This is a genomic window from Corynebacterium sp. HMSC071F07, from assembly GCF_001810285.1.
GTDB classification, from domain to species: domain Bacteria; phylum Actinomycetota; class Actinomycetes; order Mycobacteriales; family Mycobacteriaceae; genus Corynebacterium; species Corynebacterium simulans.
Window position 1 is genome coordinate 143,711 of record NZ_KV800715.1, and the last position, 13,991, is coordinate 157,701.

A 13,991-nucleotide genomic window follows, 5' to 3' on the forward strand; every position below is an offset into this window, starting at 1 on the left:
CACGGGCCTTGAGCTCACGGTCGAGCTGGTTTAGCGCTTCTTCGCCACGCTGTTTGTTGTTGGGCATTTAATGGTCCTTTGGCGATGGATTTCGAGTTAAACGCTAGCTTCTAAGCCAGTGGGCTCGAGCTATACCTGACAGAGTCTAGCCCGTCTGGTCCAACGGATCGTATTTGCCCGTCGTGGCACGACGGGAGATCCTTCAGTAGGGTGGGGCGCCATGGCTCACGTTAAATTCAATGGAAACGAAACCGAAATCGCCGGAAACCTACCTGAGGTAGGGCAGAAGCTGCCAGAGTTCACGCTCGTCGGCACCGATCTTTCCGAGGTAACCAACCAGGACTTCGAGGGCAAGCGCCTGGTTATCTCCTTGTTCCCTTCCGTAGACACCGGCGTGTGTGCAGCGCAGCTGCGTTCCTTCAACGAGAAGGCTGCCGGCCTAGACAACACCGTCGTGTTGTCCGTGTCCCGTGACCTGCCATTCGCGCAGGAGCGCTTCTGTGCAGCAGAGGGCATCGAGAACGTCGTTAGCGCTTCCGATTTCCGCTCTGACTTCGGCGAGAAGCTGGGCATTACCCTGCAGGGCTCCCCACTGAAGGGCCTGCTGGCTCGCTCCGTTGTTGTCACCGATGAAGAGCACAAGGTCATCTACACCGAGCTCGTTGATGAAGTCACCACCGAGCCGAACTACGACGCCGCGATCGAGGCATTGGGCAAGTAATTCGGCGAGTAAAAGCTCACTAAATCTCATCTAGCGCCTGGCCCCACTGCATTGGGGCGGGCGCTAGACTGCGTTTTATGACTTTGAGCGTTTTAGGTTTCGCAGCTGGGCCCTACAAGACCAATACCTATGTGGTGGCCAATGGCTCCCGTGCTTTCGTGGTTGACCCAGGCATGCACGCGATGCAACGTGTTCTCGACTTGGGTAAAGAGCATGGCCTTAACTTCGAAGATATCGTCTTGACCCATGGCCACCTCGACCACACCCGCGAGGCAGGTGACCTTGCCAAGCAGCTCAACCTTCCGGTGTACATCCACCCCAAGGACGCGTTCATGCTTGTTGACGGTTCCGGGGTCTCACCGGAATCGCAGCTGCTTTTCGACGCCGCGAATATGCTCGCCATCGACGATCTTCGCGAGCTCCACGGCGGCAAGCCCTTGGAACTCATCGGCTATGAGTTCCGGATCGAGCATGCCCCGGGGCATTCGCCGGGCTCCGTCCTTATTATTGCCGAGGAATTCGTGCTTTCCGGCGACGTCCTCTTTAAAGGCTCCATCGGGCGCACCGACTTGGAGCACTCTGACCCAAGCGCGATGCAGCTCTCGCTTGCCGGGCCTGTCTGGAGGCTTGATGACAAGCTCGCTGTCCTGCCCGGACACGGCGCAACCACCACGATGGGCGCCGAAAGGGCAACTAATCCATTCTTGGCCACGCTACGGGATGTACTCTGATACGCGTGAGTGATAAGAAGCAGTTTAAGGCCCTGTCCGCTCCCAAGGGAGTCCCGGACTACATTCCGCCGCAATCGGCGACCTTCTACAAGGTGCGTGAGAACCTGGTCCATCAGGCTCATCTCTCCGGCTTCCAGCACATCGAGCTTCCGATCTTCGAAGACACCACGCTTTTCGCGCGTGGTGTTGGTGAATCCACCGATGTGGTCTCCAAGGAGATGTACACCTTCGCAGACCGCGGCGACCGCTCGGTAACCCTGCGCCCAGAAGGTACCGCAGGCGTTATGCGTTCTGTCATCGAGCACAACCTTGACCGCGGCCAACTGCCGGTCAAGCTCAACTACTTCGGACCTTTCTTCCGCTACGAGCGCCCGCAGGCTGGCCGCTACCGCCAGCTTCAGCAGGTCGGCGTCGAGGCCATCGGCGTTGACGATCCCGCGCTCGACGCCGAGGTCATCGCCCTGGCAGATCGCTCCTTCCGTTCCCTCGGGTTGAGCCAATTCCGTCTCGAGCTGACCAGCTTGGGTGACCAGAACTGCCGCCCGGCTTACCGCGAGAAGCTGCAGGAGTTCCTGTTCAAGCTCGACTTGGATGAGGAAACCCGCAAGCGTGCGGAGATCAACCCGCTGCGTGTCCTCGATGACAAGCGTCCTGAGGTCCAGGAGCAGCTTTCCGACGCCCCGCTGATGCTCGATCACCTAAACGACGAGTGCCGTGAGCACTTCGAGACGGTCACCGGCCTCCTCGATGACATGGGCATCGAGTACACCATCAATCCGCGCATGGTTCGTGGCTTGGATTACTACACCAAAACCTGTTTCGAGTTCGTGCACCCGCTGCTTGGCGCGCAGTCCGGCATCGGTGGCGGCGGTCGCTACGACGGCCTGATGTCTCAGCTGGGAGGCCAGGAGCTTTCCGGCATCGGCTACGGCCTCGGCGTCGACCGCACCGTCTTGGCTCTGGAGGCTGAGGGCATCCAGCTCGACGGCGTCGACCAGCGCGTTGAGGTCTTCGGCGTGGCACTGGGCGCCGATGCTAAGCGCCGCATGGCAGGCATTGTCAACGACCTGCGCAACGCCGGCATCTCCGCTGACATGTCCTTCGGAGACCGCGGTCTTAAGGGCGCTATGAAGGGCGCGGATCGTGCCGGCGCTCGTTTCGCGCTTGTTCTGGGCGAGCAGGAGCTTGAAAACGGCGTCGTGGCGGTCAAGGACCTTGCCGCGCATGAGCAAAGCGACGTCGCCATTGACGCGCTCGTTGAGCACCTGCGCGGCCAGCTGAATTAAGCCAACGACGTCAAAGGGCATCTCGCTGAGATGCCAAAGGCGCTTTCCTTCCCACATATCGGTTGGGGAGTGAAGGCGCCTTTTGTTTTGCTACTATGCGTTCGCCATGCCGCTTTTGATGCCTGCCAAGTAGATGCGCAGCATACGTTTTTGGATATCGGGCACGTAGTTCTCCACGTGCACCTTCCTGGGGCGCACCAGCGTTAAGATTCCCACCACGAAGTCGAGGTGCCCCACGCCGGGGCCAATTACTCCGTGCTGCTTTCCGAGCTCGATGAATCTTTCGCCGTTTTCCTGCAACGCGTCGCGCTTCAACTTCAAATCTTCCGGCAGGGTATCTAAGTCCTCCGGCACGAAGGAGGGGATGAGGCTGGTCAAACCCATGTCCGTGAGCTCGAGAGCATAGTCCAGGACGAAGTTTTCCGCGTCCGAAGGATCGGATTCGAAGCCTTTAATCAAGCGACTTTGGAAGACCAGAAAATCATCGCTCATGTGTTCCGCGCACGCGTGAATCAACCCTTCACGGTCCGGGAAGTTGCGGTAGAGCGTGGCGACGCCCACGCCTGCTTCCTGGGCAATCTTTTCAAGGGAGACCGAGTTGCCATGGCGTTTAAACATGGCGCATGCCGCCTCGATGATGGCTATTCGGCGGCGTAACGCATCGGCTCGCATGGAGGTAGATATCGCTTTCTAGGTTAGAGTCTGTGTGTTAGCGATAAGACTACCTTTTGCCACGCAAGCCTTTTTGCACTAGCACTCCACCTGCGTGACGGCGAAGCCCAGGGTCTTTGCGAGTCCACCAATGGAGGTCTCCTTGTACTTCGCCAGCATGTCGCGGCCGGTATCGGCCATCGTCTGCACGGCGGCGTCGAGAGAAACGTGGTGCGTGCCTTGGCCCATGCGCGCCAGGCGCGCGGCGTTGATGGACTTGACCGCGCCGATGGCGTTGCGCTCGATGCACGGAATCTGCACGAGGCCGCCGACTGGGTCGCAGGTAAGGCCGAGGTTGTGCTCCAGCGCAATCTCGGCGGCATTTTCGATCTGCGCCGGCGTTGCGCCTAGCAGTTCAGCCATGCCGGCCGCCGCCATTGACGACGCCGAGCCTACCTCGCCTTGACAGCCCACCTCGGCGCCCGAAATCGAGGCGTTGTGCTTGATGATCATGCCGATGGCACCCGCGGTAAGCAAGTAGCGGCGGGCGGAATCGCGGGTGAAGTTCGGCTTGAAGTCGCGGGCATAGTGCAACACCGCTGGGATGATGCCGCAGGCGCCGTTCGTTGGGGCCGTGATGACGCGGCCACCGGCGGCATTTTGCTCGTGAACGGCGAGCGCAAACAGGTTGACCCACTCCATAGCAGAAAAACCGCAGGTCTTATCGTCGTGGCCTTCCATCAGCTGCTTGTACATGCCCGGCGCGCGGCGTGGGACCTGCAGGCCGCCCGGCAAGATGCCGGAGGTAGAGATGCCGTCGGTGACGCACTCGCGCATGATGTCCCACACCAAATCCAGGTGCGCGTAGACGTATTCGAGGCCGCCGTCTTCTTTATGGAGCGCTTCCTGGTTGGCGGCGACAATCTCCCAGATCTTCAAATCGTGCTTTTCGCACAGCGCCAGCAATTGCTCGCCCGTGGTGAATGGGTAAGGAACATCGTCGGTGGATTCGGCCGCTGCCATGCCGGCAGGTACCTCGGCGGAGGCTGCGACCTCGGCGTCGAGTTCCGCGCGGGAGAGAATGAATCCGCCGCCGACGGAGAAGTACTCGGCGTGCTCGGCCAGTAGGTTGCCCTCTGCATCCCAGGCATCGAAGATGAGGCAATTCGGGTGCTCGGGGACCGGCTCGTTGTTGAACTCGATGGAATATTCCATCGCGCCCAGCGGGCCGTCGGTCATGCCTTTGCTCGGAATGGGCTGATCGGAACGCGGTTCAGCGTCAACCGGGACGGTCAGCGGATCCCAGCCGGCCAAGCCCAGAATCACCGCGCGGTCGGTGCCGTGGCCGCGGCCAGTCAGCGAAAGCGAGCCCCGCAGCTCGGTGTGCACCTTGGCTGGATGCTCCGGCAGCGTTTTCAGGAACGCAAGGGCCGCGCGCATTGGGCCGACGGTGTGCGAGGAAGATGGGCCAATGCCGATGGAGAAAATGTCGGTGACGCTGATTGCCATGCTGGGCGGTGCCTCCTTTGTGAGTTTGCTTTGTGAGTTTGGAAATTAAATTGGGGGTAGGTGGGGGGAGTATTTCTAGGGGGCAGGCTGTGGCTAAACCCGTGTTAATTGCGATCTTGCTGCGGCCGAAATTCTCTGTGACGAGGACTTTTTCCGGAAGGCCGCGCATACAGTTTCTCCATGTTACCGCTTTGGCAGTAGTTCACTACGTGGAGGCAGCGTTGTTAACCCCTCGGGGTGGGTGTGACCAAGGTCAAGCGATTTTTGGGGATAAGCCGATAGAAATTATTGAATTTTATTGTGTGACCTTTGCACACAATGAATACTGATTAGTATCTCGGTTCACAATAGTTAAGCAATTCAGCGTGCCTAACAACTGTGGCTGGATAAAAGTTCTTTCATCTGCTCTGTCTGATTCCTCGGGAGATTATCGTGAGTATCAAGACCGGACCCGAACCGCGGTCCGACATCGAATTTGTTGAAGTCGACGGCCAGGCACAGCCCATCGACGTAAAGCCGGAAAAGGTCATCGGCAACGTTGAGAAGATCGTCATTTTGATTGCCGCTATCGCTGCGGCTGCCGGTTGGGGAGTGCTCGCTCTCCACCGCGGTGAGACCATCAACTCCGTGTGGTTGGTCCTGGCCGCCGTTGGCTCCTACATTATCGGATATACCCTGTACGCTCGCCTTATTGAGTACAAGGTGGTAAAGCCGCGCAATAGTCGTGCGACTCCTGCCGAGTACGCCAATGACGGTAAGGACTTCCTGCCTACCGATCGCCGCGTGCTCTTTGGCCATCACTTCGCCGCTATTGCCGGCGCGGGCCCGCTGGTCGGCCCGGTCATGGCGGCGCAGATGGGCTATCTCCCGGGCACACTATGGATCGTCCTCGGCGTCGTCTTTGCGGGCGCGGTACAGGATTACCTGGTGTTGTGGGTTTCCACGCGGCGCAAGGGCCGCTCGCTGGGCCAAATGATCAACGATGAGATGGGTAAAATTGGAGGCATCGCGGGCATCATCGCCACCGTCGCCATCATGATCATCATCATCGCAGTGCTGGCGCTCATCGTGGTCAACGCTTTGGCGGATTCGCCGTGGGGCGTCTTCTCCATCACGATGACCATCCCCATCGCTTTGTTCATGGGCCTCTACCTGCGCTACATCCGCCCTGGCAAGGTCTCTGAGGTCTCCGTCATTGGCGTCATCCTGCTGCTTGCCGCCATCATCGGCGGCGGTTGGGTCTCCGATACTGAGCTCGGTGCCAGCATGTTTACCTGGTCCAAGGAGACCTTAGCCTTTGCCATCATTGGCTATGGCATCGTGGCAGCTATCCTGCCGGTCTGGCTGCTGCTTGCCCCGCGTGACTACCTGTCTACCTTCATGAAGATTGGCGTCATCGCGCTGCTTGCCATCGCCATCGTGATTGAGCGCCCGTCCGTGCACATGCCGGCAGTGACCAGCTTCGCCACGGACGGAAATGGCCCAGTCTTCTCCGGCAACCTCTTTCCGTTCCTGTTTATCACCATTGCGTGCGGCGCACTTTCTGGCTTCCACGCGCTGATCTCCTCGGGTACCACGCCAAAGCTCATTGAGAAGGAATCCCACATGCGTGCCATCGGTTACGGCGGCATGATCATGGAGTCCTTCGTCGCGGTCATGGCGCTTATCTCCGCGGTCATCATTGACCGCCACATGTACTTCGCCATGAACTCTCCAGCGCCGAAGACACAGGGCACTGCGGAAGGTGCGGCCGACTTCGTAGGCACCCTCAACCTGCCCGGCGCTGGCATCACCGCCGAGCAGCTAACCGCCGCAGCCCAGGCAGTGGGCGAGGAGTCCATCGTTTCCCGTACCGGCGGCGCGCCAACGCTGGCTTATGGCATGTCCGAAATCATGACGCAGATGCTGGGCAATCCAGCCATGCAGGCTTTCTGGTACCACTTTGCCATCATGTTCGAGGCGCTGTTTATCCTCACCACGGTGGACGCTGGCACCCGCGTGGCACGCTTTATGATGTCCGACTCCTTGGGCGGCATCCCGGGCCTGGGCAAGTTCCGCGACCAAAGCTGGAAGCTCGGCACCTACCTTTCTACTTTCATCGTCTGTGTGCTGTGGGGCGCCATCCTCATCATGGGCGTTACCGATCCGCTAGGCGGCATCAACGTGCTCTTCCCGCTCTTCGGCATCGCGAACCAGCTGTTAGCTGCGATGGCGCTCGCACTCGTCGTGGTCGTGGTGGTCAAGAAGGGTCTTTATAAGTGGGTCTGGATTCCGCTTATCCCGCTGGCCTGGGACCTCATCGTGACCATGACCGCGTCCTGGCAGAAGATCTTCAGCTCCGATCCGACCATCGGCTATTGGGCTAACCACGCGCGTTTCAAAGACGCCGCGGCTCAGGGGCTTAGCGAGTTCGGGTCTGCAAAGTCCGTCGAAGAAATTGACGCAGTGGTGCGTAATACCTTCATCCAAGGCTGTCTATCTATCCTCTTCGCCGTGCTTGTCCTAGCCGTTATTGGTGCGGCAGTGATGTCGTGTATCAAGGCGGTCAAGCAGCGCGTAGCCGGTATCGAGCCAGTGGATTCGGAGACCGAGGACATCCCGTCCACGCTGTTCCTGCCTCGTGGAATGATGCCGACCAAGCGGGAGAAGGAAGTAGCCGCGCAGTACAACATGAGCTTCGAAGAAACTGGAGGGCATTAGTGATTAGCGCGCTCAAGAAAATCACCTGGTACGTCGGCGAGCTCATGGGCGATCACGCCTACGCGAAGTACTGCGCTCACCTTAAAGCGCATCATCCCGACGCCGTGATTCCAACCGAGCGCGAATATTGGCGTGCCCGCTACGCCGAGCAGGATGCCAACCCCGGTGCGCGGTGCTGCTAGATGACGCTGTGGCTAGGCGGTGCCGTCGTGGCCTTTCAGCAGCGCGCTAAACGGCGTGAACTCTTCTTCCACGTCCAATCCGGTGGGACGTGGGGAAGGCTCTGCCACGTTCGGGGCGGCTAGTCCTGCGACGCGGTCGGTGGGAGCCACGATGAGATCGGCAAGCTCCTTGGCCGCGCGCTCGATGCGCTGGGCGTTGCGTGTACCTTCTGCGGTGCCGAAGTCTTCGGTGGCTTGGAAGACGCCGGTGGGGATCACTGTGGCATGCAGGTAGTTAAACAGCGGACGCAATGCATAGTCGAGCACCAACGCATGCCGCGAAGACCCGCCCGTGGCTGCAATTGCTGTGGGCAGGTGCTCCAAGGCGTGCGGATCGAGTGTGTCGAAGAAGAGCTTGAAAAGGCCCGAGTAGCTGCCCTGGAAAATCGGGGTCACCGCAATCAGTGCGCTCGCCGTCGATAGTGCGCGCTTTGCCTCATCTAGGCGGGGAGTGGTGGAGCCCCAGTTCGTCATGGCCTCGGCGAGCTCGGTGGCAAGCTCACGGAGTTCAATCATGGTGGTCTCCACGCCTTCGCCTCGGGCGCCGACCTGGGAGCACACGGCCTGGGAGAGGGCGTCGGCAAGCGCGCGCGTTGATGACGGCGTGGATAGCCCTGCGGTAACAACGACCAGTGAACGCATCTAGTTCTCCTCTCCGGGGTTGACCTTGAAATGGGGTGCGGCGGGGTTGGCCTTCAGACTTGCGTGGGTAGGCGGATTTGAAGGCACATGCTCCGGGCGGCGGGCCTCCATGCGGCGGCGCAGCTCCGGAACCACCTGGGTGCCTAAGATTTCAATCTGTTTCAGCACTACCTCCTGCGGCAGGCCCGCGTGATCGATGAGGAAAAGCTGGCGCTGGTAATCGCCCACCCAATCGGCAAACTGCATGGTGCGCTCGATGACCTGCTCCACCGTGCCTACAGTCAGCGGCGTCCGCGCGGTGAACTCCTCCAGGGAAGGACCGTGGCCGTACACCGGTGCGTTATCGAAGTAGGGGCGGAAGAACTTCTTCGCCTCGGCTTCGGTCTCGCCGATGAAGACCTGGCCGCCCAAGCCCACGATGGCCTGATCCGCTCGGCCGTGACCGTAGGACTCGAAGCGGCGGCGGTAAATGTCCACCATCTTCGCGGTGTGCTCCTTGTTCCAGAAGATGTTGTTGTGGAAGAAGCCATCGCCGTAGAAGGCGGCCTGCTCGGCAATCTGCACCGAGCGGATGGAGCCGTGCCAGACAAAAGGCGGTACGCCGTCAAGGGGCGCCGGGGTAGACGTATACCCCTGTAGAGGCGTGCGGTACTTGCCCGTCCAATTAACCACCGGCTCGCGCCACAGCCGGCGCAGTAAGTGATAGTTCTCCACCGCCAGTGGGATGCCTTCGCGGATATCCTTGCCAAACCACGGATAAACCGGGCCCGTGTTGCCGCGGCCCATCATGAGATCTACGCGGCCGCCGGAAAGGTGCTGCAGGAAGGCATAGTCCTCGGCGATCTTTACCGGGTCATTGGTGGTGATAAGCGTCGTGGAGGTGGATAGCTGCAGGTTCTTTGTCTGTGCGGCGATATATGCCAGGTGGGTAGTCGGTGAGGAGGGCACGAAGGGTGGGTTGTGGTGCTCGCCGGTGGCAAAGACGTCGAGGCCAACCTCCTCGGCCTTGAGCGCAATCTCGGTCATATTGCGGATGCGCTCGGCCTCGCTGGGGATGATGCCGTTGGTTGGGTCCGCGGTGACATCGCCGATGCTAAAGATTCCGAATTGCATGCTGCTCCCTTGAGTGTGGCTTAGAACTTTAGTGTATATGACATGTCAACAACAGGGGTGCGGGGGAAATTCCACGCACCCCTGTCATTTTTAAGCGGGAACTAGACTTTAGGCGCTATAAGCGTTTAGCCGTTATAAGCATTGCGCTCGAGGTAGTCGCACCGCGCCATCTCGCCTGATTGGTAGCCGGCTAAGAAGGCTTTGGAGCGCATTTCGGAAGAACCGTGTGTCCACTGATCGGGGCGGACCTGGCCGCCGGAGCGCTGCTGGATGTTGTCATCGCCAACAGCGGCAGCGGCGGTCACTGCGTTCTCGAGCTGCTGCTGCGAAATCTCTTGCAAGCCCATGTTCGTATTGTCATCGGCATAGTTTGCCCAGATGCCTGCGTAGCAGTCTGCCTGCAGCTCAATCTTGACGGCGTTGGAATCCTCGCCCGGCTGGTTGTAATTGGAAAGACCCAGCGTTCCCTCGAGGTTTTGAATGTGGTGACCAAACTCGTGGGCCACGATATACATTTGCGTCAGGGGTGCGTTCTCGGCGCCGAATTGGGTGAGTTGATCGAAAAAGGCGGTATCGAAATAGGCCGTCTGATCACTCGGGCAGTAGAACGGGCCGGTGGCGGCCGATGCTTGGCCGCAGCCGGACGTGGTGGCGCCGTGAAAGATGACCATTCCGGGTTCGGTGTATTCCAGCCCGGCCTGCTTTGGAAGTTGGTCCGCCCAAACGCGGTCGATGGACTGGGCGGCGTACATGATGCGGCAGTCGTCGTATTTGTTGCCGTCCTCAGCGGTCTGGCAGTGGGCAAGCTCTCCGGTGGGGGTGCCGTTTGCGTCTGTGCCGTTTTCTTCCTGCGCTATTTGGCCCTGGTCATTCTCGGTGCCGAAGTACTGATCAAGATCGGATGGGTTTCCGCCCATGATCAGGAACAAACCGATGAGGACGAGAGTGCCCAGGCCGCCCCCTGCCGCAATGGTGCCGCCGCGGCGCCCGCCGCCACCAGAGCGGGCGCGGGTGTTGTTGAATTCTGCATCCGAACGAAATGTCATGCCATTGATAATGCCATATGTCCAGCGCATTGTGCCGCCAGAAAATATAGATACTTTCTGTAGCTGCCTCATCGAAACGAAATACTAGGCGGGGTTGTAGACTTGGGCGCGTTCAAGTTTTGCCATTCTCCGGCGCGTGCTGTCTACGCGTGGCGGGAGAGGGTGAAAAATCGAAATAGAAGGGACTGAACACTAGTGCTGCGCACTCATTTGGCCGGCGAGCTCCGCAAGGACATCGCAGGCGAGACCGTTACTCTAACCGGTTGGGTTTCCCGCCGTCGCGACCACGGTGGAGTTATCTTCATTGACCTGCGTGACCGATCCGGCATCGCCCAGGTTGTCTTCCGCGAATCCGAAGTTGCAGAGCACGCACACGACCTGCGCTCTGAGTACTGCGTGAAGGTAACCGGCGTCGTCGAGCCGCGTCCAGAAGGCTCCGAGAACCCGAACCTGCCTTCCGGCGAGATCGAGGTCAACGTCACCGAGCTGGAGGTCCTCAACAAGTCCGCAGCACTGCCTTTCCAGATCGATGACCCATCCACCTCTGGAGAGGTCGGCGAGGAAGCGCGCCTGAAGTACCGCTACCTGGATCTGCGCCGTAAGACCCAGGGTGACGCGCTGCGTCTGCGCTCTGCGGCAAATCGTGCAGCCCGCAAGGTGCTCGACGCTCACGATTTCACCGAGATCGAGACCCCAACCCTGACCCGCTCCACCCCAGAAGGCGCCCGTGACTTCCTGGTCCCAGCACGCCTGAAGCCAGGCTCCTGGTACGCCCTGCCGCAGTCGCCGCAGCTGTTCAAGCAGCTGCTTATGGTCGCCGGTATGGAACGCTACTACCAGATCGCGCGCTGCTACCGCGACGAGGATTTCCGCGCTGACCGCCAGCCGGAGTTCACCCAGCTCGACGTCGAGATGTCCTTCGTGGACCAGGACGACGTCATCGCACTGGCCGAGGAGATCGTCTCCGAGCTGTGGAAGCTCATCGGCTACGAAATCACCACTCCGATCCCGCGTATGACCTACGCCGATGCCATGAAGTACTACGGCTCCGATAAGCCGGACCTGCGCTTTGACATCAAGATCGTCGAGTGCACCGAGTTCTTCAAGGACACCTCCTTCCGCGTATTCCAGAACGAGTACGTCGGAGCCGTCGTCATGGAAGGCGGCGCATCCCAGCCGCGCCGCCAGTTCGACGCTTGGCAGGAGTGGGCAAAGCAGCGCGGCGCTAAGGGCCTTGCCTACATCACCATTGCTGAGGACGGCACCCTGGGCGGCCCAGTGGCCAAAAACATCACCGACGCCGAGCGCGAGGGCATCGCCGCTCACGTGGGCGCAAAGCCTGGCGACGCCATCTTCTTTGCCGCAGGCGACACCAAGTCTTCCCGCGCTCTGCTCGGCGCAGCCCGTGGCGAGATCGCGCGCAAGCTCGACCTCATCAAGGAAGGCGACTGGGCCTTTACCTGGGTCGTCGACGCACCACTGTTCGAGCCAGCTGCCGACGCCACCGCATCCGGTGACGTTGCCTTGGGCCACTCCAAGTGGACGGCCGTGCACCACGCCTTTACCTCCCCGAAGCCGGAGTACCTCGACACCTTCGACCAGAACCCGGGCGAGGCAACCGCTTACGCTTATGACATCGTCTGCAACGGCAACGAGATCGGCGGCGGTTCCATCCGTATCCACCAGCAGGATGTGCAAAAGCGTGTCTTCGACGTCATGGGCATCGGCGAGGAAGAAGCACAGGAGAAGTTCGGCTTCCTGCTCGACGCATTCCAGTACGGCGCACCGCCACACGGCGGCATCGCATTCGGCTGGGACCGCATCGTGTCCCTGCTCGGCGGCTTTGACTCCATCCGCGACGTCATTGCTTTCCCGAAGTCCGGCGGCGGCGTCGATCCGCTAACCGACGCCCCGGCACCGATCCCTGCCGCACAGCGCAAGGAGACTGGCGTCGACTTCAAGCCGGAAAAGAAGTCAGAAGAAAAGGCTGCAGCGAAGTAAGCGCTAAAGCTTGCTTTTAAAGCGGGGCAGGGCCGAAGCTGCGGGAAAGTGTTTCACCACACCGCATGAGGCGGTGCCCCGCTTTTGCTGCGAGCGCGGCTGACATAGAGCTCAGCGATCAAGTAAAGGAAGATGAAGTGACCACGGAGAATACGGGCGTTACTGACACGGCCTATACCCAAGACGAGGTCGTCGAGATGGCCGCCGAGTTGCTTTCGCGCCGTTACGGCGGGGTTGCCGAGTTTACGCAGGTAACTGATCTAGGCGGTTCGGGCAACGCCACCGTCTTGCGCGCGCGGATGACTCCGACGGCATTTTTGCCGCACCGCTCCGTGGTCATCAAATACAACCCTTCTACCGGGCATGCTATTGATGACGCCGCGCTTCTCCGCGAGGTCGTGGCCTACCAGTTCACCACCGCTTTGAGCGAGGACGTGCGCCCGGGCCCGGTGCTTTTTGCTCATGATCTGGATCGTCGCATTTTGGTGCTTTCCGACGTCGGTGAGGGCGACACCTTGGCCGACGTTCTCATCCAGGCACAGGACGAGGACCGCAAGGAGATCCTGCGTTCTCTGGGACGTTCTTTGGGCCAGATGCATGCGGGTACCGCAGACCGCGAGCAGGACTACGAGACGCTGCTTAACCGCATGCTGCGCCAGCACCCGGAATACGCCGAGCATCAGTCGCTGCGCGATGAATCCCTGCAGCGCTCGATTTTGATTGGCGCAGACATCCTGGCCGATGCTGGCCTGCCAGCGCCCGCAGACTTTGTGGAGCTTGCGCAACAGGCGGCAAGCGCGCTGTCCATCGGTCGCGAGCGCGCATTTACGCCTTTTGATTTGTCACCCGATAACGTCATCGTTTCCCAAAACCTAGCCTTTTTGGATTATGAGTGGGCGGGTTATCGCAACGTCGGCTTCGACGTCGCCTGTGTCATCGCCGGCTTCCCGCAGTTCCTTTTCGCGCGTCCGATCTCGGATGAAGAGGCCGAGATTTTCATCTCCGCCTGGCAACGCCGCGTGGTGCAGGTGTGGCCGCGTCTCGCTGACGATAGCGAGCTTCACGAGCTCATCGTCGCCTCGCTCATCGGCTGGGCTTTGTCCAGCGTGACCACGATGTACGCCGGCGGTATCGAGGGCGTTGTGGCCCTTTCGGAAGGCTCCGCAGGCATCGAGCACGACGCACGCCATTCCTTGCTGCGTCCTGCAGACCAGGGTCCATTTAGCGAGGAGGAAATTCTCATCCGCCGCGACTTGTACGAGACCTTCGAGGCGTTGGCGCGGTACTCCGCCAAGTGCGATTCCGCCGCATGCGAACCGGTTGCGCAGTTTGGCCAGACCGTAGCCAGCCGTCTGCGTGAAGGCTAGGCC

The 13,991-nt window shown here is 60.2% G+C and carries 12 protein-coding genes; 7 read left to right on the forward strand and 5 right to left on the reverse strand.

From position 1 onward, the window contains the following. Positions 1 to 220 precede the first annotated feature (220 nt). The 3 genes from tpx to hisS all read left to right on the forward strand — a co-directional run bounded on the left by tpx (position 221) and on the right by hisS (position 2,738). Positions 221 to 721 (forward strand): thiol peroxidase, encoded by a 501-nt coding sequence (tpx, locus tag HMPREF2724_RS10220; RefSeq protein WP_061922775.1) that lies wholly within the window; start codon positions 221 to 223, stop codon positions 719 to 721. 77 nt (positions 722 to 798) lie between these two features. Next, positions 799 to 1,452, forward strand: coding sequence for an MBL fold metallo-hydrolase (locus HMPREF2724_RS10225; protein WP_061922772.1), 654 nt, complete (start codon positions 799 to 801; stop codon positions 1,450 to 1,452). A gap of 5 nt (positions 1,453 to 1,457) precedes the next feature. Further along, the gene (hisS, locus tag HMPREF2724_RS10230; RefSeq protein WP_070518775.1) at positions 1,458 to 2,738 is read left to right on the forward strand and encodes a histidine--tRNA ligase; all 1,281 of its coding nucleotides are present in this window, start codon (positions 1,458 to 1,460) and stop codon (positions 2,736 to 2,738) included. A 93-nt stretch (positions 2,739 to 2,831) separates the two neighbouring features. Here hisS and HMPREF2724_RS10235 read toward each other — a convergent pair whose 3' ends face one another. Together HMPREF2724_RS10235 and HMPREF2724_RS10240 are read right to left on the reverse strand one after the other, a co-directional pair. After that, positions 2,832 to 3,410, reverse strand: a complete 579-nt coding sequence (locus HMPREF2724_RS10235) for a TetR/AcrR family transcriptional regulator (protein ID WP_070518774.1) — start codon at positions 3,408 to 3,410, stop codon at positions 2,832 to 2,834. Between the two features lie 78 nt (positions 3,411 to 3,488). Next, entirely contained in the window at positions 3,489 to 4,898 is a 1,410-nt protein-coding gene (locus HMPREF2724_RS10240) for an L-serine ammonia-lyase (protein WP_070588495.1), read from the reverse strand. 432 nt (positions 4,899 to 5,330) lie between these two features. Here HMPREF2724_RS10240 and HMPREF2724_RS10245 point away from each other — a divergent pair, with 432 nt between their 5' ends. Beyond that, positions 5,331 to 7,598: a carbon starvation CstA family protein gene (locus HMPREF2724_RS10245; RefSeq protein WP_070588497.1), complete on the forward strand. Its 2,268-nt coding sequence runs from the start codon at positions 5,331 to 5,333 to the stop codon at positions 7,596 to 7,598. Then, positions 7,598 to 7,780 (forward strand): YbdD/YjiX family protein, encoded by a 183-nt coding sequence (locus tag HMPREF2724_RS10250; RefSeq protein ID WP_371326209.1) that lies wholly within the window; start codon positions 7,598 to 7,600, stop codon positions 7,778 to 7,780. The genes HMPREF2724_RS10245 and HMPREF2724_RS10250 overlap by 1 nt, the downstream gene beginning before the upstream one ends. Before the next feature lie 12 nt (positions 7,781 to 7,792). Here the strand turns inward: HMPREF2724_RS10250 and HMPREF2724_RS10255 are convergent, their stop codons facing one another. The 3 genes from HMPREF2724_RS10255 to HMPREF2724_RS10265 form a co-directional block, all read right to left on the reverse strand. Continuing rightward, a complete protein-coding gene (locus HMPREF2724_RS10255) occupies positions 7,793 to 8,461 on the reverse strand; it encodes an FMN reductase (protein ID WP_070518772.1) in 669 nt (222 codons plus the stop codon). Next, the gene (locus HMPREF2724_RS10260) at positions 8,462 to 9,574 is read right to left on the reverse strand and encodes an LLM class flavin-dependent oxidoreductase (RefSeq protein WP_070518771.1); all 1,113 of its coding nucleotides are present in this window, start codon (positions 9,572 to 9,574) and stop codon (positions 8,462 to 8,464) included. Positions 9,575 to 9,699: 125 nt separating this feature from the next. Continuing rightward, a complete protein-coding gene (locus tag HMPREF2724_RS10265) occupies positions 9,700 to 10,620 on the reverse strand; it encodes a KPN_02809 family neutral zinc metallopeptidase (protein ID WP_070518858.1) in 921 nt (306 codons plus the stop codon). 195 nt (positions 10,621 to 10,815) lie between these two features. On the opposite strand from HMPREF2724_RS10265, the gene aspS reads away from it, so the two are divergent. After that, complete coding sequence (gene aspS / locus HMPREF2724_RS10270; RefSeq protein ID WP_061922759.1) at positions 10,816 to 12,621, forward strand: aspartate--tRNA ligase; 1,806 nt, start codon at positions 10,816 to 10,818, stop codon at positions 12,619 to 12,621. Between the two features lie 197 nt (positions 12,622 to 12,818). Continuing rightward, entirely contained in the window at positions 12,819 to 13,988 is a 1,170-nt protein-coding gene (locus HMPREF2724_RS10275) for a phosphotransferase (RefSeq protein ID WP_061923594.1), read from the forward strand. Positions 13,989 to 13,991 lie beyond the last annotated feature (3 nt).